The organism is Priestia koreensis (genome assembly GCF_022646885.1).
In the GTDB taxonomy this organism is placed as follows: Bacteria; Bacillota; Bacilli; order Bacillales; family Bacillaceae_H; genus Bacillus_AG; species Bacillus_AG koreensis_A.
Map to the genome: position 1 here is coordinate 2721414 of NZ_CP061868.1, position 19394 is coordinate 2740807.

Genomic DNA, 19394 nt, shown 5'->3' on the forward strand with positions numbered 1-19394 from the left:
CAAAAAAAAAAAGATAGAGGAAATGTCCTCTATCTCCTTAGAACTTATTTTTGCAGCGCCTCATACACAGCCGTCACGACGCTACCATATTTCCCGGTTCCAAACGCGTCTCCGGCAAATTTGTTCGAATCCACCTTCGGATCAACAAGTGGAGAATGCTTTTTATTGGTAAGTAGCACAATCCCGAGATTTTCCTCGCGGTCGATAACGGTCAGCGTTCCAACCCAGCCCGTATGACCAACAACGTTCTCACTCGCATATGGACCAAACATCCACTCCATGCTCGCGTCTCCGTTCCGTCTCCAACCTAATCCATACGTAGGATTTAGTTCTGATGGCTGAACAAATTCATCAATTGTCGCTTTGTCAAACAGCTTCACGTTTCCATATCCGCCGTTATTCAGCATAACTTGCAGGAGAACGGCTAAGTCGTTTGTATTTGAAAATAATCCCGCATGACCGGACACCCCGCCCATTGAGTAAAAGGCTTTCTCATCATGAACTTCTCCTTGTAGGGTATATGTACGAACGTTCGGGAAGTTAATGACTCCATCACGCGTATTCCCCATTAATTCGGTTGCGGCAAAATCACGAGGCTTAAATCCCTTTTGAAGAGGGTTAAACATCGTATGCTTCAGCCCTAGCGGCTTATAGATATGATTTTCTACGTACCGATCAAGCTGTTCACCCGTAATGTTCTCAATAATATAGCCAAGCAGCATATAATCGACGTCACTATAGATGTTTTTCGTTCCAGGTTCATATTGAAGCGGTGTTTTGGAGATCAGTTGAAGCGTTTTACCACGCTCTTGGGAATAAAGTGCTCCTCCACCTGCAGTTGGTTTAAAATATTGAGGATCTGGTGGGAAACCCGCGCTGTGATGAAGGATATCAATGATGCGAAGCGTATCTTTTCCTTTAATTTGGTCACCAGGCTGGTCATGAAATTCCGGAATGTAGTCTTGTACACGAGCATTTAAATTAATCTTTTTCTCACTTACAAGCTTTTGAAGGGCAAAATTGACCGCATACATTTTCGTATTGGACGCAAGATCAAACATCGTATCGGTTTTCATTTTTTGAGGGTGCTTCAGCGGTGTTAAGCCGTCATATTTTTTGGCGTAGCCATAGGCGGTGTTTTTGACGATTTTGCCGTCTTTTACAATAAGAAGAACAGCACCAGGAAACCCATTTTTTACGTCTTCCTCAATAAGCTGATCAACTTTTTTTAGTTTTTCGGATGAAAACCCAACGTCTTCAGGATGATTTGTCTTTTTCAAAGTGGGATACCTCACTTGCTTACCATGGTTTGGATGATGATCTTTCGATGCGACAACCGATGTACCTGATGCTGACACGGTTACCGCACCTGAAAATAGCAGTGATAATGATAAAGCTGATGAAATAACAGTAGAACGCTTCATAACAAAATCCCCCTCTTCCTTAACGGAATCTTCTATTCTAGTAATCTTCCTATTTTTATTGTAAGCGATTCGATAGTCGAAATATATTCGATAGAAGACCTATTAATAAATTGGAAGGAAGAGGAATTTGTGTGTCATAAGGCATGTGAACCAATATAACAAATATGTCTAAATACTCAGATAATTATTTTTTATAACGCAAAAAGCTTTTTAAATTTTGCAAAGGCTGGCGGTGTAGTGACAGCTGAAAAGTGTGTATAAAGAAGCTCTTTTGCTTCTTTTTTTGTACCACGAAACGTTTCTACTCTGTTTTTTTGCACCCAGTGTGTCATTGTTTCAAATGACGTGCTACTCCAGCTCTTCTTTTCCACTAGCTCATTGTGTTTTTCTTTAATACCTGAAACGACAATATCTATGTTTCCTTGAAGCTCCACTAACGCTTGATCAAAAGGTTTCTTCTTCTCTTTTTCTCTTATTTCCGCTTGTGTGCGAAGCAACCTTGTGTCAATGCCTTCATTAGCTTCAATAATTTCAAAAAGCTGAAGCGCTTCTTTTGAGAGATTTCCATTCTCATAACGCTTTCTTAGTGAATCTTCGCTTCCAAGAAGGACTTGAACGAGTGGGAAAAGCTCTTTTGAAATAAGAACGGACTTCTTTTTCAGAAACTTTCCGTAGGCGGCAACCCCGTCTGCTGCAAATTTCGTTCTCCACGTCCACGGATCATTTGGTTCATCCGTGTACCAACACTCTCGATTTGTTATGCTTTGTAAGGACGGAAACTCTGGAAAAAGTGGAGCAAGCGGTAAGAAACCGAGTTCGCTTACTACTTGTTTTGCCTCTTCATACGTATTAATTAAGTTATCGTTCATTTCGTTGTCTCCTTCATTCGTATATAACAAATATTTCGGGAGATGTTTGATAAATCCTCTTTATTCACGAATGTTCGTTCGTATTATTTTTAGAGCGTTTATAGCGAGCAAGATACGGAAAGAACAGCGTGATAAGTACAAGATAAAGAAAAATAGAAATGATCTGGTAGCCAATGGAGAGATGATAGCGATCAAGGAAAAAAATAATACTCGTCATGGGAATCGAGATAAATAAGCCCATCAGTAATCGGGTCCATACTGTAATCGTATGTTCTGTTCCACAATTTTTGCATGTTAACGGTGAGTATAGAAATGCGCTAGCTTTACATACTTCTTTCCACGAAAATGATTGTCCACAGCACGTACATTTTTGCATATTTTCCCACTCCTTATTTAAGTAACTCTGTAAAACCATACCCGTTCATCATCGTAATAGTGCTCTGTTTCTTGAAAGCCGATGGATTTATAAAGACGCGTCGCTTTTTGATTATCATCATACACCGTTAAACGAATTTCTTCGCACAGTGGAAAGCTAGTTCGTATCCATTCGATAAGCGCTAAGATAGCTACCTTTCCGTATCCTTTTCCTTGGTAAGCGGAATCAATCAAAAACCCGTTAATCCAATACATGTTTGTACTACCTGGTTCATACGCATGCATCACAAACCCTACCATCTTTTCTTTATTATAAATTGCAAATGGAACGTAAGTGATGTGATCACCGTCAGGCTTTACATATGTTTTTGCAAGAGAGACGGCGACGCTAGGAACGAAGCCTTGCTGCCCCTTCTCTACTTGAAGTGCAATTGCGTCTTCCCAATTTTGTCTCGTAATTGATTTTAGCTTAATATTCATCGTTAAGGCCCTCCGTTAAAAAAGAACTGAATAACCTCTCTTCTAGTTTATACGAATAAACAGGGTAGAAGTTTCATAAATGGATGAAAAAGGGAAAAAAGCATCATATTTGTACATGTCATTATGATGAATGGTGTACGCTATGGAAGTAAAATTGAAAGGTTGTGTAAAAATGAAGTTATCAGGAAATACGATTTTAATTACGGGCGGTGCCTCAGGGATTGGCCTTGCATTCGCAGAGCAGTTTCTAACGCGTGACAATACGGTTATTATCGTCGGAAGACGTGCAGAAAAATTGGCAGAGGCGAAAGAGAAATTCCCTTCTCTTCACACACGTGTTGCCGATGTTTCCAAAGAGGCAGAGCGAATAGAACTCATCCGCTCTGTGACAGAGGAATTTCCAGGTTTTAATGTCCTTGTGAACAATGCAGGTATTCAACAGCGCGTAAACCTTCTGCATGCTAAAAATGATTGGTCCTACTATCAGAAGGAACTGGCTATTAATATTGAAGGACCGGTGCATTTGTCCATGCTTTGCGTGCCACATTTTAAAGAAAAAGAACACGCGGTCATTATGAACGTCACGTCAGGTTTAGCAATTCAGCCAGGCGTTTGGGTACCTATCTATAGCGCGACAAAAGCAGCGATGCACTCCTTCTCTCTAACACTTCGTGAGCAGTTGGCAGAGACGAGTGTGGAAGTGATTGAAGTCCTTCCCCCTGCCGTAAACACGGACTTGGGTGGTGTTGGTCTTCATACGTTCGGAGCCTCGCTCGATGATTTTACAAAAGGAATTTTTGCAGGGCTCGAAGCACAGAAACTAGAAATAGGCTACGGCGGAACGGAAGAACGTCTTCATGCTTCAAAAGACGAGACAGAACAAGGAATGAAAACCGCATGGAACAACTTTTTATCGAAAAACCCTGATTTTTAATACGTCTACGATCAAAGCTAAAAGCCAACTTGTGTTAAAATTAACCATAAGTTGGCTTTTTATTTTGGAATGAAAGGTGTACAGACAATGTCAAAATTTATCGTAAATGTCGTTCAACAACGAGCAAGTTCTTATGAGATAGGCGTCACGCTTGGGAAAGCTATTAAAAATTCACCGCTTTTTGCGACGTTTGCCTCCGTCACAAAATCCGCTATTACTCTATCAGAAATGGAAGCCGTCTTTAAAAGCTTCTCTCCTCAACTCATTGATGAGCTAAAAGGAATAGCGGACGGCCTGGAGATCCCATATGAGCAAGCGGCCGCGCTTTTTAGCGGTTATGACGTTCCGACTCTTCCCGAAATGGGCTGCTCTGCATTCGTAAACAGCCTCTATTATATGCGAAATTACGATTTTTCACCCCAACTATACGACGGGATTTTTTCCCTGATCCAACCAGACCAAGGTTACGCATCATGTGGCTATAACCTTCAGCTGATTGGTCGACATGAAGGAGTAAACGAACACGGATTAGCCATTGGTCTTCATTTCGTAAACAATAAGGAAACACAGCAAGGAATAGCGGCGTGGACGAGTGTAAGAATGGTGCTAGAACAATGCCGTTCAACAGATGAGGCGATTAGGCTACTAAAAGAAATACCTCATTCCACGTGCTACAATTTTTCTGTCGGTGATCAAAATGGGCATACGGCTGCCGTTGAGGCAAGCCCTTCCCTCGTCATGGCGCGCGAAGGAGTACCGATTCTTTCCTGTGTAAATCACTTTCAGCAAGAAGAGATGAGCAGCAAAAATCGTCAAGCTACGCAAGGATCAACAAAACGAAACGGATATATTCATAGTTTAGGAAATAACCAATCGTTTAAAGAATTATTTCACGCATTTAGCGACGAGGATTCACCTTTGTTTTACACGGATTATGAGCAATTATTTGGTACGATGCATACATTTGGTTATTCATTTCGTGATCAGCAAATCATCACAGCGCTTGCACGAGGAAAAGCGACACCCTTTTCGTTCCGCGAATGGGTAGACGGACATGATCTAGATGCGACGTTTTTTGAAGGAATGATTAAGTAGATTTATAGAAAGCATGGAAAGAAAAAGACGCTGCTGATGTTCAACATCAATAGCGTTTTTTCTATCATTGCGATTGTGGATACCTTCTGATCTGGGGTTATCCTGAGGAATTCCTCACCACCTAGTTAAAATGGTTACTTTCGGCCAAATTTCCGACCAATTTTTCTGTTTAACTCGGTTTTCATAAAGCTGTAGCCTGTTTTTATCTTTTTTAAAGTAAGAAGTAGGTGCAAGCGTCATTGTCAAAAGGTCTTCCACTCCACAGGGGGCCGCAAGCTTAATCTCCCCTCCCTCATCTAACGTTACGCCAAAAGCCGTAGCGGTTTCAGGAAATTTTGAAATGGCATCTACAGTCGATGTGTAAGGCGCAAGACCATTCACCGTATGCATTCGTGCTTCGTTTTTCACAGACCATGGTATAGAGGGATTGATTTCTCGCAAACGTTGTTCGAGCTCCTTTTCGAATGCTTCGTCAATTTCTTCTGGGTCAAAATACACGACATCAACGTCTGGCATTGGTGTTCGCTCCTCGTAATCATGCAACGTATCCCACACTTTGGAGCGGATGAAACCAGCGCACACCCACCAGTCAGGAAGATTTAATGCCGCAGCTCCCCGTAGAATCTCCATCATCCACTCGTCCTCTTTAATAAGATTCGTAATGTCCTGCCTCGTTCTTAGCATTAAAACTCTCCTCCGTTACACGATAAATGACCATTTTATATCGTCCCCAGTCTTTAGATAGCTCGTCCAAATGAACGACTTTCCAAGGATTAAAAATTGTTTGGCCATTTTTGTTAAAAAACAACTGATTTCCAAAGCAATAAGAAGCATGCTGAATCGTTCCATGATCATCTAAAAAAGTAATGACGTCTCCTTCTTGAAACGTTTCTGTATGTATTTGTTCGTAGCCTGCCATCTGTAGGCCGCATCGTAACGTTTCTTGATGAACCCACTCCGTTAAGATCCATTCTTGCTTGGTAACGGCAAATAGAACGGTCGATAAGCAGTTACTCCCACTGTCTGCTGGGAATGTATTCACGTATTTTCCTAGAGATGGATGAATAGTGTCAGGAGCTAGCTGACTGCTGTCGCTCTCCCATTCTTTTGCGTATAAACGCAGTACTTCTTTTCTTGTTTCTGTTGATAGTTCTTGCCACATATAGGCTTGAACAACGACAACCTTTGATTCAATCCCTGCTAGATAATGAATGGGTACTTCCTCTTTATTTGGAAAACTAGCGAGGGGGAAAATTAGCCCACGCTGCAATTCGTATTGCCTTGCAAACAGCTGTTTTTTCTTTTGATTCGTCAGTTTAGTGACCCACTCTGGTTGGGCAACAATGACATACTCATAGTCATCTTTAATGCTCCAATACTCATAGCTGTTCACTAATTGGATATTTTGATAGGAGGAGTGCTGCTGAAATTCCTTTTTCGGTAATACAAGCACAGACTGCAAGTAGTCTTGAAATAAGGTTAAGTCATCTTCATAAATAAAAAACAAATCGACCGTCGGTACATAGTTTTTTATCCATGATTGTAACACGTCTTCTGTCGGTTGAATGGTTATTTTCATTGTATCCCACCTGTTCATAATTTCCACTCAAACCACCGCCCGTGACCTTCTGTTTGGAGAATGTATGTCATATCTGTCTCATAACACTTACAAAAGCTCTTAAATAATGAAAACGCTTCTCGTGTGTTAGCAACGTCGCGTGTAAGACTTGGATACACCGCTTTTAGCGGATGATCTATTCCTTGCAACAGCAAATAATGTACAGCGCCCAGAAAAAGGTTCGGGATGGGCTGTCCTGACCTACAGTAGGAGGCAAGCTGTAGTAACTCATCGTCTTTGGCAATTTGACGAGAAAGCGTTTGATAAAGTGCACTTGATCCTTTACACTCTGCTTCTGCAAATGTTTGAAACGTTTGTCTTAGCCGTTCAAGTTCCTCCGTAGTAGCACTCATATCTTTTACTCCCCCTTCTAATCCACGTTCTTCTATTATACTATCGACGGAAAATTCGTTCAATCAAACTTGAATTATATGGTAAAATGAAGGGCGTTATTTTATACATAATTTGGATGGGATCGTATGATTAAAAGACGGTACGGAGATCGTGCTGATTGGCAACGCATCTTAGAAAGACGATATGTCCAAGAATATATTGACACAGAAGCGTTTACAGGATACGTGACGTTGCTTCATATGGTAAAGGCAGCGAATACGCTGACCGTTCCGTACGGCGAGGAGCAGATTAAAATTGTTGATGATGGCTACATGTGGCTTCAACAATTTCCACAGGGTCAGAATCACACCATTACGACTACTTTTAACGAACGAGGCGAATTTGTGCAGTCTTACATCGATATATGCAAGGACAGCTCTGTGGAAAATGGTATTCCTTACTGGGATGATCTTTTCTTAGACGTCGTCATGCTTGCATCCGGAACGATTGTTGAGGTTGACATTGAGGAACTTGAGCGAGGTATTATTGATCAACCTCTTTATGATTTAGCCTGGAAAGAACAATAGGCCATTTTACATGCTCTACAGCATCAACAGCTACCATCCCTTCAACTAGTAAACCAACATCTGAATGACTTAAAACCGAAATTGACATAAAACGAGCGAGGATCGTTTTAGAAGTGATCCTCGCTCGTCATAATAAGCCACTCTTTTGCTTAGGACAGCCATTCTGGACGACACGACCCTCTTGGAACAAGAACCGTTTTATATTCACCAGGTGTTTCAGACATTTGAACTTGGTCTGTTACCCCTCGGTAAATGCCACATGGCGTTTCAGCTGTAAACAGATCTGGCGCAACAAATTCATGCTCTTCTGTTTTACCTGCCGTTTGTGCTACATACTGTTTATCAAAAATCCCCATTGACATAATCCATAATGAAACTCGATCCAATGAGATGCTCACACGATAGCTTCCACCTTCTCGAGCACGTCGCTCAAGCGCAACGAGTGCGCCTACTTCAAGCAGCCACGAAATGGCATAATCATTCACGATAGAGATTGGTGGTAACTTCGGATTATCGGAAGAACCTTCTAATGCCATCACCCCTGTCACACACCCTGCCGTTTGATCAAATCCATTTCGATTTGCCCACGGCCCTTCTGTTCCGTGGAGATTAACCGTACAGTGAATGATGCCTGGTCGAATTTGCGCCGCGTCTTCAGCTGTTAGACTGTATTGTTCCAGAAAACCGTAGCGTCGATTGGCAAAGAAAATGTCTGCATCAGCAAGCAGATCGTTCATTTTTTGTTTTCCTTCAACGTTATTAAGATCAAGAGTTGTCGAGCGCATTCCGACATTAGACGTGTAATATACCATGTCGTGCTCCCAATCGGTCGGTCTCCATACGTTCAATACATCTGCACCGTGCAACGCAAGTGCTCGACCCATTCCAGCACCTGCAATAACATGTCCAAGACCTAAAGCACGGATTCCATCAAGCGGAGATTCTGCACCATCTGGAATCGGTTCAGGATCGCTTTCTCCAATTTTTTCAATCTGAATGAGCGGAAGTTTTGAAATGACGTCATACACAGGCTCTTTCATAAATTCTTCTAATGTGCGAACCACAGGCATAATAACTCCGCGCTCGGAAGCTGTTTTTTCAAGTTCAGCTGAGTCCCATTGCATAATAGCATGAGCCACGGCTGATTTATCTTCCGTGCAGTTTAACAGTTTTAACGCTTCGTTTTTAGATCGAGGATATGGATTTAGTGGCATAACCCACTTTCCGTCCCGCGTTTTATAAAAGGTAAAGTTTAACGGATTATATGGATCATTCGCTTTTCCTGGCGCATAACCATTTATTCGCTCCCACTTTTTATCATAGAAAGGTGATAGACGTCGAAGCGCTTTACGTAGGTCCATATGAATGTCTTGTCCTTTTCCACCTTTTCCTCTCCACAGTTTAGCAACGGCAACGGATTTGGCCACTAAGGCAATTCCTGCTGCTGATGCAAGGCGAAGCGTACTGGGTGCAATCGGATCTTTTCCGTAAAAGGAAATGTTTCCTCCAGCATCCTCTGGAGATAACCCGACATCCGCTAGTACTTTTTCAAGCTCTTTATAGATGTCAAAGCCGTCGTCCTCTTTAATAGGGTTATGGTAGGCGTCATTCAACATATCTGTTAATTCTCTATTGCTCATCGTTGCATTCCCCTTTCGGCTGTACTGAATTAGAATGATGACTATTTGTTTCTATATACAGGTTACCCGTTTCAAAGGAGCTATTATTGCATTTTCTAGAAAAATTTTGTGGGATCATCAATGTTTAATAGACAATAAGGATGGCATGGATAATGTGGGAAGGATTTTAGTCCATATTTTTTTGGAGTTTACCTTCAATTATGATAAAAATAAACTAGTAGAACATTTATTCGATTGAGGAGAATGTGATGATATGAGTAAAAAACGAAATGTGGTATTATTTATTGCTTCGAGTTTAGACGGGTATATTGCGACAAAAGATGAGTCTCTAGACTGGCTTTATGATGTCGAAGGAGAGGGAGATAACGGCTATTCAGAATTTTATAGTACCGTAGATACGGTTGTAATGGGTAAAAAAACGTACGACTGGATTATGAATCAAGACTTCAAGGAGTTCCCATACGAAAACAAAGCATGTTATGTGTTTACAAGGTCTTCTACGGAAAATACTAAGAATGTAACGTTTATAAATGAAGATCTTACTACTTTCGCCGACAAACTAAAAAGGCAAGATGGGAAAAACATATGGATTGTTGGTGGAGGAGAATTACTTCATTTCTTTCTAAAAGAAAACTTAGTGGATGAACTTATTATTACAGTTGCTCCAGCTATACTCGGAAAAGGTATTCCATTATTTAAAGAGGGAGATTATCAATTAAACCTCTCGTTAAAGACCATGAGAAACTTCAACCAATTTGTTGAGTTGCATTATGAAGTTCAAAAATAAAGAAAACGTCTAAAATATGCAAAAACCACGCTTACGAAGGCGTGGTTTTTGCTAGTTATTTAAGTACTGATCCCAATCATAGTCCTTTATTTTATAAAAGTTGCCTTGCTCATCCCGTTCATAGGCGCAAAGCGGCGGATCATGAAAAAAATCCAATATGGTATCATCCATATTGAGTACAACCCCGAGTGAGACGATTTGGAAATTGTTGTGGTCAGCTAGGTAATCATCATCCTCATAGCCGCTTAAAAGAGACCATCCTGAATCCCCTTCTTCGTGAGGCTCATCGCGAAGCATAAAGTTTACTTCTCTTCGATCTAGTACGTCTTTACTTACCGTGACAAGCGTATCAAAATAAAAGTCCCATTTTTCATTTGCGGGGTCATCGTGCTCTGTGCTGCAAATATGCTCTCGATTAAACGTAATGACAGTATTCGGTGCGATGTCTAAATGATACGGTTCGTTATCAAGCCTACCAATAAAATGGGTTCCTTCGATTGATGTAATTTCAACCCACATCCGTTCTGCTCGCATCCCATCTTCACTTGGTTCTTTGGTAACGAAAATTAATTTCACAAGATCTCCTACGCTGAGCTGACGAATTACCTCTTCACTCGGAATGTAAAAGGTATACGGTGCTTTTTTGTTTGCTTCTCGTGCATTGTCTAAAAACCAGTTCATATTGACTCACCTCTTTTTCTTATTAATTTTATTAGGAGACTGGCGCAAAATTTTTTGGAACATGATAGGCTTGTTCTTTTCAAAACAACGCAAAACCTCTTCACCAAATATGGTAATACTTCGTTCCCACGGATGACCTAAAAATCCCCACTTAAAATCTTTTTCGATGAAGAAATAATAGTCCCCGTCCGGAAAGATGGGAACTATCCACTCTCCCCATTCATCTCGTTCAAGGGGTAGATGGGAATTTAACCAATAGCACTCATGCTGCCAATCTAAGGCATATATATATTCGTCAGGATCTGTTAGCTTCTGAAAGACGGTTAGTGATTTCTCTTCTAAATCTTCATAAGCTCCTTCCCCCATCGTTCCTTCAAAATAGCCTGAAACATCATATGTTATAAAAGGACGGGGTACCTTCAAGCCTGGAAATCGACGTATACTAGGACTAAATTTCAGCATTTTATCAATGACTTCCCAAACAACATCCTGCTCCTGTTCAGTGAAGGGAATCCAATTATCCATTCGCTCATTCCTCTCATTTCAGTTAGAAATTTTCCATTAAAAAGCAGATATCAAAAAACGGACATACTCCTAAACGAATATGTCCGTTTTTTTACTCTTGCCTACTATAAGAAACCAACTTCCCCACCATTTCTACTGGTCGAACGTCGATCTCCACCAGCTCCCTCATCGTCTTCCAAACGAATTCATATGTACCGCGTTTCGGTTCGCTAAATTCGGCTCCACTACCCGTCCCAAGTTCTCCTCCTAGTATGCAACTAACAAAATAATACTGCACACTACCATTACTTGTGTAGATAAGGCAATCACTTACTTCAACGTGAACACCAAGCTCTTCATACGCTTCTCTTTTCGCTGCTTCTTGGGGAGTTTCGCCTTGTTCAATTCCCCCGCCTGGAAAAACGTAATACAGCTCATGATTCTTCACCCGTTTTATGAGAAGAATTCTTTCATTTTCTCGGATGATTACGCCGGCTCTGTCTCGCCTCATTAAATTAAGCCTCGCTTTCTGATCGATCGCTCAGTTTCTATGTATGATTTACATGCTGCGAGACTACTAGATAGAGCGCTTACAAGTTTTGCGATAAGCGAATCATGTCACAGCACTGAATGCCATCCTCAAAAATTTCTTGGTCGTAATGACGCAAATAAAAATCCCGATCAATCCCTGTTATACGGAATCCGCATTTTTGATAAAGCGCAAGCTGCCCAATACTAGAGTTTCCTGTGCCAATTTCCATTCGTTTATAGTTATCTACTTTTGCCGTTTCAATCGCATGCTTCACAAGCTGTGCGCCAAAACCTTTGCTTTGATGATCGCGCGCAACGGCGACATTCACAAGTTCAACCGTTTCAGGTCTTGTTGGTAGTAGCACGTACACTCCTACTACTTCTCCCTCGTATTCCCCAACAAAGCATTTTCCAAGCTCCAAATATTCTCGAACGATCTTTTCAGAAGGATCAGCTAGTAAAAGTAAATTCATAGGTGATGGTTCTTCTGCTGTTAAAGGTCTAATAATCATACTACCCCTCCGTTGTTATTTTTCTATATTGTACGATATTTCACATTATTTTGCACCGGAATGGTTACGTAATTTCATATTTTAGGAAAAAAAGCACCGGATCGCTCTTATTTATTCTCTTCCGCTTGCAGAAAATCGGCTAGAGAATAATAGATTGCTCCCATCATCCCTACATCGTTTCTAAAAATGTTTTCACCTGTTTTGGAGATCGTAACTGGATGATCTGCTTGTGCTGAAGTTGCTGAAGCTTCTTCAAAATACCGGGACGTTTTTCTTTTGGATACGACCATACCCATTTTAAAAATCCTATATCAAAGCGTTCTTCGCACCCTTCACCCATATCAGGTCTCCTTCGGTTACGATAGGTAATCATTCGTTTTAGCGCACGATATGTACAAACCGTGCGCGGAATGTCTAGGAAAATAATTGTATCCGCAGCCTCAAGGCGAATGTCCATCGTTCCGCTATAATTTCCATCAATAATCCATGCTGACTTTTGCACTAATGATTCCTGCACTTTTTGCTGCTCGTCCTTCTCCACTCCAACCCAATTCGGCTTCCAAAAGAGCGCATCGAGATGATAAACGGGAATGTTTAATTTTTCTCCAAGCTCCCTTGCGAGCGTAGACTTTCCTGAACCACCTGATCCAATTAACATAATTCGCTTCATCTATTTAACGCCTCTTCCAACTTGGATTTTTTACCATATTGATAGTATAGCATTTTAGATGAAAATAAAAAAACAGACTCCTTATCAAAAGAAATCTGTTTCTCTTTTACTTCAATTCTCCCACAAACCAAATTTCATTTTCCTCTGTGCCGTCTTCGTCTATTATCATTTCCGTTACACCGGATACATTGAAATAGCTCGGGATGAGTAGGTTTTTCTCTGTTTGAAGGTTTCGGCTTTTAGGTAGAGGCACCCATTTCTGATCGTCGCTGTTTCGGTCAAAAAATCGCGTAAAATAATCATCACCTTTAAAAACAATGATTTGCGAACCCCATAATTCAGGGCTTGTAATCAGTGCCACCACTCGGTAATTCTTTGATGGCTTTAGTCGAACTAAGTGCTCTGCTTGATCTACTAGCGCTTGTATGCACGCTCTCTTTGCTTTTTCGGGTGTTTGGGGAGAATCAATAAATGCTTGTGAAGCAGGAAGGTGTAAGTGCCAATACCCATGATAAAAATCTGTCGGAAATGTCTCTGTATACGCCTTAATTCTCTCTAGCAGTATAGTTGTTTTGCGGTTTATGCCCCGCATTTTCTTTTCTCTCATCTTTATCCTCATTTCATCTGATCGTTATCTTTCATCACAAATCTTGGAACAATCCCAATGTAGACGAGTTCACCGACAAGCTCGACGATCGTTTGCGTCACGATGACTGCTCCAGCTATTGTCGACCATTTGTCTGGTAGTGCTAGTGCGAGCGGTAGTACAACAAGTGAGTTTCTCGTTGCGGTACTAAAAATTAATGCTCGACCTGCACCTACGTCTAATTTGAATATCCGTACAAGAAGCCGCGATAAAAAAGGCATGATCACTAAAAACAAAACATAAATGGGTATGACGTGGACGATGATGTAAAAATCGCTGTATACTTTATGAATTTGTGAAGCCACAACGGCGATTAATACAAGTGCCATAAATGGTACCGGGAGCCATGCAGTAAAGTCTAAAACCTTGTTTCCTGCGGCTGCCTTTTTCACCCATAGCTGTGTGAGAACGGCTACGGCGAGCGGTGCTACGATTAAAACGAGAAACGCTTCGACAAAAGGTGCTACTTGCACAATTCCGACCATTTTCTCGCCAATAAACAACCATAAATAAACGGGCAATAAAAGCATTTGAACAACAAATAAAATAGGCGTTGAGGCAAGCATTAATTTCTCATTTCCTTTTCCAAGCTGAGTAAAGACGATGACGTAGTCAATACATGGAGTGAGTAGCACGAGGCATACGCCTACTAAAACAGGCGGAGTTTGCGAAAAAATACTCGTTAACACCCACACGATAATTGGAACGAGTAGGAAGTTTCCAATGAGCAAAGCCGCAATAAATTTTACGTTTGACATTGCCTCACGCAGTTTTAAAAACGGTATTTGCGCAAACATGCCGTACATTAAAATGGCAATGAGCGGTGAAATCGTCCAATGCAGGCTTTCACCGAATGGCTTGCTGGAGAGTCCCATAATGGCTCCAATAATTAGTGCAACACCGTAAACCCAAATTTGATTATTCTCTAAGCGCTCTCTAGATGTAATCATGGATAACTATATCCCTCATTTCAAATCTCTTTAACACATTCATGCGCTTTTCTTCTTCATTGTAGCTGACTTTTCTCCAGCCTCGAGGCTACTTTTCCTGATAAGCAGCGTCAAGCGCTTTTTTCAGCTCGTCTGGATGCCTTGTGCCGATCACGATCGTATGATGCTGAAATTGTACTTCTATTCCGCTTTTCCCACTCATATTGTAGGCTATTTCGTTCTGAAGATTAAATCGAATTCCCCACCCACCAAATCGCTTTAACGGACTATAGGTGATGGCTTTATAAGATGTGATCTCTGAAAACAAAAAAACTTTATACTGACCGTGAAACGGGACGTATCGTATATAAAGACCATCATCACGAACTTCAGTGACCAACTTCAGAAGGCCAAGAAAAACGACGGGAAAGATAATCCCAAAAACAACCCATAGAATGATCAACGTGCCATCAGAAGCGGGATTTGTGCCAACTTTATTTCCAAAGAATACTTGCTGAATAAAGGCATACCACATCAACAAGGCAACCGCGAGCATCGGTACCCATAACAAAAGCGTTCGAGGACGCTGAATTTCTCGGTAACGTACGTTTGCTTTTTTGCTCACGTAAATTCCTCCTCTTTTTTAATTCATCTTCTATTATACGTGATGATAATGTGAAAAATAAATCCTTATAAAAAAGCACCGTGTGATAAACGGTGCTTTTAGTAGTCTCTATTTGTTTTTTATGATTTCGTCCCATTCTTCAATGGATTTTTTATCGGATACACGTTTCCATTTCTCCGGCACATCCACAAAGCTCATGAGCTCTAAGCTGTTTCCATCTGGGTCTTTAAAGTAGATGGACGCATTTCCTTGATGAGGGCGTACAAATGGTTCAACAGACGTTCTGCTTCCAAAAGGAACGGCTTCAATATCAAGGCTTTCTAGCCAGTTTAGTGAGTTTTTCATATCTTCATAATCGACTTGAAATGCGATGTGCTGTAGTGATGGGTGGTACGGAATTTTATGTTCTTCTCCCTCCCATAATCCTAACCAGCTCTTGCCTTCTTCAATCCAGAAGAAGGCAGTCTCATCATCTCTCCAAGCAAATTTTAGTCCGAGCTTTTCATAAAATGCCATCGATCTCGTTAAATCCTTTACCGGTAAATGCGCTTCGTATATTCCTTTAATCATTTCCTCATCCCCTTTTCTATTTCTAGAATACGGTATTTTTGAATGATTAACGTCGGCTCCTAGATGGAATTTTTATCCGTCTTTGGACGTAAGACAGGGAAAGGTGATCACTCACCTTTCCCTGTCTTTTCGTCATTTACGTTTTTAAAATGATGAATGGTTACGTTTTTAAACGTTGCTGCACCACCGTCTGAAAATAAGGTAATGTTTTGATCGTTTAGAGGTGGAAATACTTCCTGTGAATGAACGATCTTACCGTCATCGACAAACACTTCGACGCTCGTTTTATCGACAAAGATGTTGAGATGAACGTCTTTTTTACCTTCTGGGAATGGAGCCTGACTTTCTACATACTTTTTCTCATCATCAGGCTGAGCGGTTTGACCACGGTTCACGTAGGAATAGTTCCCTTCCGTTGAAACGCCCACATCCAGGTGACGTTTTTGATCATCTGATTCTCGTAGGCGCAGTCCAATGTTTTTCGCCTCTTCAAATGAAACATCCGCTTGAATTTGATAGGAATCGCCTTTCACATCAAGCGTTTTGGAGCCGTCTACTTTTACATCTCCTATGTCATTTTTCGATGACACAAAATCCTGTAGCTTTTCAATCGGACTCGATGCGATAACGTATTGGTCATCCTGCTTTTTAAGACGAAGTTCCCGAACAATGGAATCAACGCCGTTAAAGCCTTCTTTTACCGTTGGCGTGTTATCTGGGTAGTCCCAGTTATTCATCCACGCAAGGGCATAGCGTTTCTCAAGCTTATCGTCTTGCTCACCGTCATCAAATGTGACCCCGCCATACCAGTCAAGACCATGATCAAGCCATTTCGGCTCATCGTTATCAGGCGTAAATTCCTTCCCATCGAAATCTCCTGTCCAGTAAGCGTACGTATTTGGCTGACCGGATTCCTTTCCGTTCGCACTCGCACCGAGTACCCATTTTTCCGTACCATCATCACCGCGCATGCGGAACAGATCCGGACATTCTGTAATCCCAATATCGTTCGTTTGGAATCCACCTGTATATGTCCAGTCTTTTAAGTTGTCGGACTCATAAAAGCCAATTTTGGCTCCTTCTGACATGAGCATCACCCATTTATTATGCTGGTCGTCCCAGACAACCTTCGGATCACGGAAGTCCTCAACGCCTGGGTTCGGAAGCACAGGCTTCTCATAGGCTTTAAATGTCTTTCCGCGGTCTGTGCTGTACCATAAGTATTGCTCCTGCTTTCCGCCGTCTGCTGACGGTTGCGTAACAAGCGCGATAATCGCACCTTTACCGAATCCAGCCGTATTTTCTTTATCTTCAACAACCGAACCTGACCAAATATCACCGTTATCATTCGTGAACTTCGGAATCGCCACGCCTTCATCTTTCCACGTTACTAAATCTTCAGATGTAGCGTGTCGCCATTCCGTTCCTCCACCCTTTTTCGAGTAATCGCCATTATATAAATAGTAATAATGATATTTACCGTCAAAATAAATCGGCTTTTGCGGATCATTCTTCCATTCTTTCGGCGTACTGAAATGATAGTTTGGTCGAAAGCTTGATGATGTTTCCTCTTTAATCTGTTTCGGGTGATCTGCTGGTTTAGAGTGTGATTTTTCTCCCTTATTCGCGATGAAAATCGCTACGACCGCGATGATCGCGACTATGATGAGGAGGGTAAGCAGCACTTTCTTCGTCATTTTGTTCACCTCTTTCTAGCTCTAGATAAAAAGAAAATGGTGAACTGGTTCACCATTTTCTCTGTTTGAAAATCTTACTTATCTTCCGTTAACTGACCTTGTTCAAGAATGCTGTTTTTCACAACAGACGTTTTGTCACCGTCAAGCTTCACTAAGAAACTTGGTGCGAATGTTGATTTGTGGTCTTTAAAGAACCCACGGTTTGTCATGTAGCTTGTTACTACTAAGTTGTCACTATTTGCTTGTGGAATCGCAAAGTGTGAGTATGTGAACGTTTTGTCGTTTGGATCTAGGTTCATGTTTAATACAAGACCTGTTCCGTTTAACGGCTTATACTTACCAGTTAATGAATTTGATACATACCCAAGCATATATACGTCTTTTTCATCAACGCCGTCAATGGTCATTTTTGCTCCACGAGAATCCGTGAATAAATACCATTTTCCGTCTTTTTTGAAGATGTTTGCACGTTCAATTTCATCTGTCACCGTATTTGATGTAATAAGCGGCTTCATGACTTTTTTCAACGAGTAATCATCATTAAGCTCGATAATTCCTAGTGCACCGTTTGCTTTTTCCGCTTTTGCCTTGTTAGGACCTTCTAATAGGCTCTTCTTCTCTGATTGGAAGAATGGATTATTTCCACCGTAATACGCACGGTTGTACAGAGATTCTTCTCCTTGGTACCCGTCTTCCGTTCCAGTATTTGCTTCGAATACAAGGTATTTGTGGCCGTTATCTTCTACATAGTGAGGGTCACGTAGGGTGTGGTTATCACCAGAATCATACGCGCCTTCATCAATGTACTGCTGGACGTTTTGATAGATCTTTCCGTCACCGTCAAAGATTGATTTATGATCATCAACACCCGTAATTTTTAGCGTGCTGCTATCAGGCTGTGTTACGTTTACTTGTGCTGTTGTGAGCGTTTGTTTCCCGTAGTTTTTACCAGAATAGTCCGTGTAGAATAAACGCACTTTTCCGTCATTCGTTAGCGTTGCCGAACCAGACCATTCTTGCGTTTGATCTTTTAAAAATGGATCATTTGGGTTTGCGAATTTATCGCTATCTTTGAACACGCGGCCTGCGTTTTTCCAGTTATCGATGTTGTTATCGCCTTTTTTCTTATAGAACATATAAACAGACGTATCATCCGCATCTTTTGGATCCCCCGCTAGTGCGAATACAATTTCATATCCTTTGTATTCAGCCACTGTTCCGTCTGCATTTTGCAGCGGCCAGCTGTCCCATACGTCTAAATCAATCGTATTTCCGTCTTTATCTTTTCCTTGTGCAGAAGCGATGTTTTTAATTTTTGACTCATCAAATTGAGGCACTTTGAATTGATCGCTTTGTTGCTGCTGAGGAATTTTTTTCATATCATAACGCGTAATATGTGAAACGCCGTAGCTATCATTATGATCTTTCGCATCGTGTCCTGCTCCTGCAGCAGAAGCTTGAAGCCCTCCACCTACTAATAATGCCGTTGTAAAGGTTACAGCCGTAGCTTTTCTTAGAACGTTCCATGGTGTTGCTTTCGTTGAGTTTGCTTTCATCTGATCTTGTTCTCCTTTTCAAACAATATAGTAAGTATGTGTAGAGAAAACCCTACCGATCGGTCTTCACGTTCTTTTTGGAACCGGTTCTGTTTTGCCTCAAAAAAAGAGGATAAAAAGACGGAAACACAAATGGTACGTGTAGCATCCAAACGGCTTGTCCCGATATTGTGACGGGGGTGATCCGCTTAACACACCATAACATTACTTGTTCGACACAAGAACGTCAATTCAATCAAATGAACTAGATCTGTTTGAAAAGTCCCCCAACAGTGTTCCTTTCCTGCGCTCAAAGTCCCCTATTTTCAAAAAAGTCATGTAACGCTTTCAT

Annotated in this window: 23 protein-coding genes; 4 read left to right on the plus strand and 19 right to left on the minus strand. The window is 41.3% G+C overall.

Annotated features, from left to right (window positions below; all coding sequences use genetic code 11):
• Window positions 1-44: 44 nt before the first annotated feature.
• From pbp4b to IE339_RS14230, 4 genes are all read right to left on the minus strand, one after another.
• Window positions 45-1424, minus strand: a complete 1380-nt coding sequence (pbp4b, locus tag IE339_RS14215; RefSeq protein ID WP_242168503.1) for a penicillin binding protein PBP4B — start codon at window positions 1422-1424, stop codon at window positions 45-47.
• Between the two features lie 191 nt (window positions 1425-1615).
• Window positions 1616-2293 carry an AlkZ-related protein gene (locus IE339_RS14220; RefSeq protein WP_242168505.1) on the minus strand — a complete coding sequence of 226 codons (678 nt, stop codon included), beginning with the start codon at window positions 2291-2293 and terminating at the stop codon, window positions 1616-1618.
• Between the two features lie 64 nt (window positions 2294-2357).
• A complete protein-coding gene (locus tag IE339_RS14225; protein WP_242168507.1) occupies window positions 2358-2669 on the minus strand; it encodes a TIGR04104 family putative zinc finger protein in 312 nt (103 codons plus the stop codon).
• A gap of 17 nt (window positions 2670-2686) precedes the next feature.
• Window positions 2687-3148, minus strand: coding sequence for a GNAT family N-acetyltransferase (locus IE339_RS14230; RefSeq protein ID WP_242168509.1), 462 nt, complete (start codon window positions 3146-3148; stop codon window positions 2687-2689).
• Window positions 3149-3320: 172 nt separating this feature from the next.
• Here IE339_RS14230 and IE339_RS14235 point away from each other — a divergent pair, with 172 nt between their 5' ends.
• A complete protein-coding gene (locus IE339_RS14235; protein WP_242168511.1) occupies window positions 3321-4082 on the plus strand; it encodes an SDR family oxidoreductase in 762 nt (253 codons plus the stop codon).
• 87 nt (window positions 4083-4169) lie between these two features.
• Window positions 4170-5177, plus strand: coding sequence for a C45 family autoproteolytic acyltransferase/hydrolase (locus IE339_RS14240; RefSeq protein WP_242168513.1), 1008 nt, complete (start codon window positions 4170-4172; stop codon window positions 5175-5177).
• Window positions 5178-5291: 114 nt separating this feature from the next.
• Here the strand turns inward: IE339_RS14240 and IE339_RS14245 are convergent, their stop codons facing one another.
• From IE339_RS14245 to IE339_RS14255, 3 genes are read right to left on the minus strand one after another with little or no spacing between them, the layout of a single operon-like run.
• The gene (locus IE339_RS14245; RefSeq protein ID WP_242168514.1) at window positions 5292-5861 is read right to left on the minus strand and encodes a nucleotidyltransferase family protein; all 570 of its coding nucleotides are present in this window, start codon (window positions 5859-5861) and stop codon (window positions 5292-5294) included.
• Entirely contained in the window at window positions 5824-6756 is a 933-nt protein-coding gene (locus tag IE339_RS14250; RefSeq protein WP_242168516.1) for a hypothetical protein, read from the minus strand. Before IE339_RS14250 ends, IE339_RS14245 begins: the two co-directional genes overlap by 38 nt.
• Window positions 6757-6770: 14 nt before the next feature.
• Window positions 6771-7148 (minus strand): DUF2332 family protein, encoded by a 378-nt coding sequence (locus tag IE339_RS14255; RefSeq protein ID WP_242168517.1) that lies wholly within the window; start codon window positions 7146-7148, stop codon window positions 6771-6773.
• Between the two features lie 126 nt (window positions 7149-7274).
• On the opposite strand from IE339_RS14255, the gene IE339_RS14260 reads away from it, so the two are divergent.
• Window positions 7275-7715: a ribonuclease FAU-1 family protein gene (locus IE339_RS14260; protein WP_242168519.1), complete on the plus strand. Its 441-nt coding sequence runs from the start codon at window positions 7275-7277 to the stop codon at window positions 7713-7715.
• Window positions 7716-7864: 149 nt separating this feature from the next.
• Here the strand turns inward: IE339_RS14260 and IE339_RS14265 are convergent, their stop codons facing one another.
• Window positions 7865-9355, minus strand: coding sequence for a CoA transferase (locus tag IE339_RS14265; RefSeq protein WP_242168522.1), 1491 nt, complete (start codon window positions 9353-9355; stop codon window positions 7865-7867).
• A gap of 253 nt (window positions 9356-9608) precedes the next feature.
• Between IE339_RS14265 and IE339_RS14270 the strand changes: the two genes are divergently transcribed.
• Window positions 9609-10142 carry a dihydrofolate reductase family protein gene (locus tag IE339_RS14270; RefSeq protein ID WP_242168524.1) on the plus strand — a complete coding sequence of 178 codons (534 nt, stop codon included), beginning with the start codon at window positions 9609-9611 and terminating at the stop codon, window positions 10140-10142.
• 51 nt (window positions 10143-10193) lie between these two features.
• Here IE339_RS14270 and IE339_RS14275 read toward each other — a convergent pair whose 3' ends face one another.
• The 11 genes from IE339_RS14275 to IE339_RS14325 all read right to left on the minus strand — a co-directional run bounded on the left by IE339_RS14275 (window position 10194) and on the right by IE339_RS14325 (window position 19063).
• Window positions 10194-10823: an immunity protein Imm33 domain-containing protein gene (locus tag IE339_RS14275; RefSeq protein ID WP_242168525.1), complete on the minus strand. Its 630-nt coding sequence runs from the start codon at window positions 10821-10823 to the stop codon at window positions 10194-10196.
• A gap of 6 nt (window positions 10824-10829) precedes the next feature.
• Window positions 10830-11348 carry a DUF2716 domain-containing protein gene (locus IE339_RS14280; protein ID WP_242168527.1) on the minus strand — a complete coding sequence of 173 codons (519 nt, stop codon included), beginning with the start codon at window positions 11346-11348 and terminating at the stop codon, window positions 10830-10832.
• 91 nt (window positions 11349-11439) lie between these two features.
• Complete coding sequence (locus IE339_RS14285; RefSeq protein ID WP_242168530.1) at window positions 11440-11838, minus strand: NUDIX hydrolase; 399 nt, start codon at window positions 11836-11838, stop codon at window positions 11440-11442.
• Window positions 11839-11917: 79 nt separating this feature from the next.
• Window positions 11918-12370 (minus strand): GNAT family N-acetyltransferase, encoded by a 453-nt coding sequence (locus tag IE339_RS14290; RefSeq protein WP_053401164.1) that lies wholly within the window; start codon window positions 12368-12370, stop codon window positions 11918-11920.
• Window positions 12371-12539: 169 nt separating this feature from the next.
• Window positions 12540-13040, minus strand: coding sequence for a DNA topology modulation protein (locus tag IE339_RS14295; RefSeq protein ID WP_242168531.1), 501 nt, complete (start codon window positions 13038-13040; stop codon window positions 12540-12542).
• A 106-nt stretch (window positions 13041-13146) separates the two neighbouring features.
• Complete coding sequence (locus tag IE339_RS14300) at window positions 13147-13647, minus strand: DUF3916 domain-containing protein (protein WP_242168533.1); 501 nt, start codon at window positions 13645-13647, stop codon at window positions 13147-13149.
• 8 nt (window positions 13648-13655) lie between these two features.
• Window positions 13656-14636, minus strand: a complete 981-nt coding sequence (locus IE339_RS14305; protein WP_242168535.1) for an arsenic resistance protein — start codon at window positions 14634-14636, stop codon at window positions 13656-13658.
• An 88-nt stretch (window positions 14637-14724) separates the two neighbouring features.
• Window positions 14725-15240, minus strand: coding sequence for a DUF6141 family protein (locus tag IE339_RS14310; protein WP_242168537.1), 516 nt, complete (start codon window positions 15238-15240; stop codon window positions 14725-14727).
• A 108-nt stretch (window positions 15241-15348) separates the two neighbouring features.
• Window positions 15349-15810, minus strand: a complete 462-nt coding sequence (locus tag IE339_RS14315) for a VOC family protein (RefSeq protein ID WP_242168539.1) — start codon at window positions 15808-15810, stop codon at window positions 15349-15351.
• 107 nt (window positions 15811-15917) lie between these two features.
• Window positions 15918-17507, minus strand: coding sequence for a glycoside hydrolase family 32 protein (locus IE339_RS14320; RefSeq protein WP_242168541.1), 1590 nt, complete (start codon window positions 17505-17507; stop codon window positions 15918-15920).
• A gap of 74 nt (window positions 17508-17581) precedes the next feature.
• Complete coding sequence (locus tag IE339_RS14325; protein WP_242168543.1) at window positions 17582-19063, minus strand: glycoside hydrolase family 68 protein; 1482 nt, start codon at window positions 19061-19063, stop codon at window positions 17582-17584.
• Window positions 19064-19394: the final 331 nt, after the last annotated feature.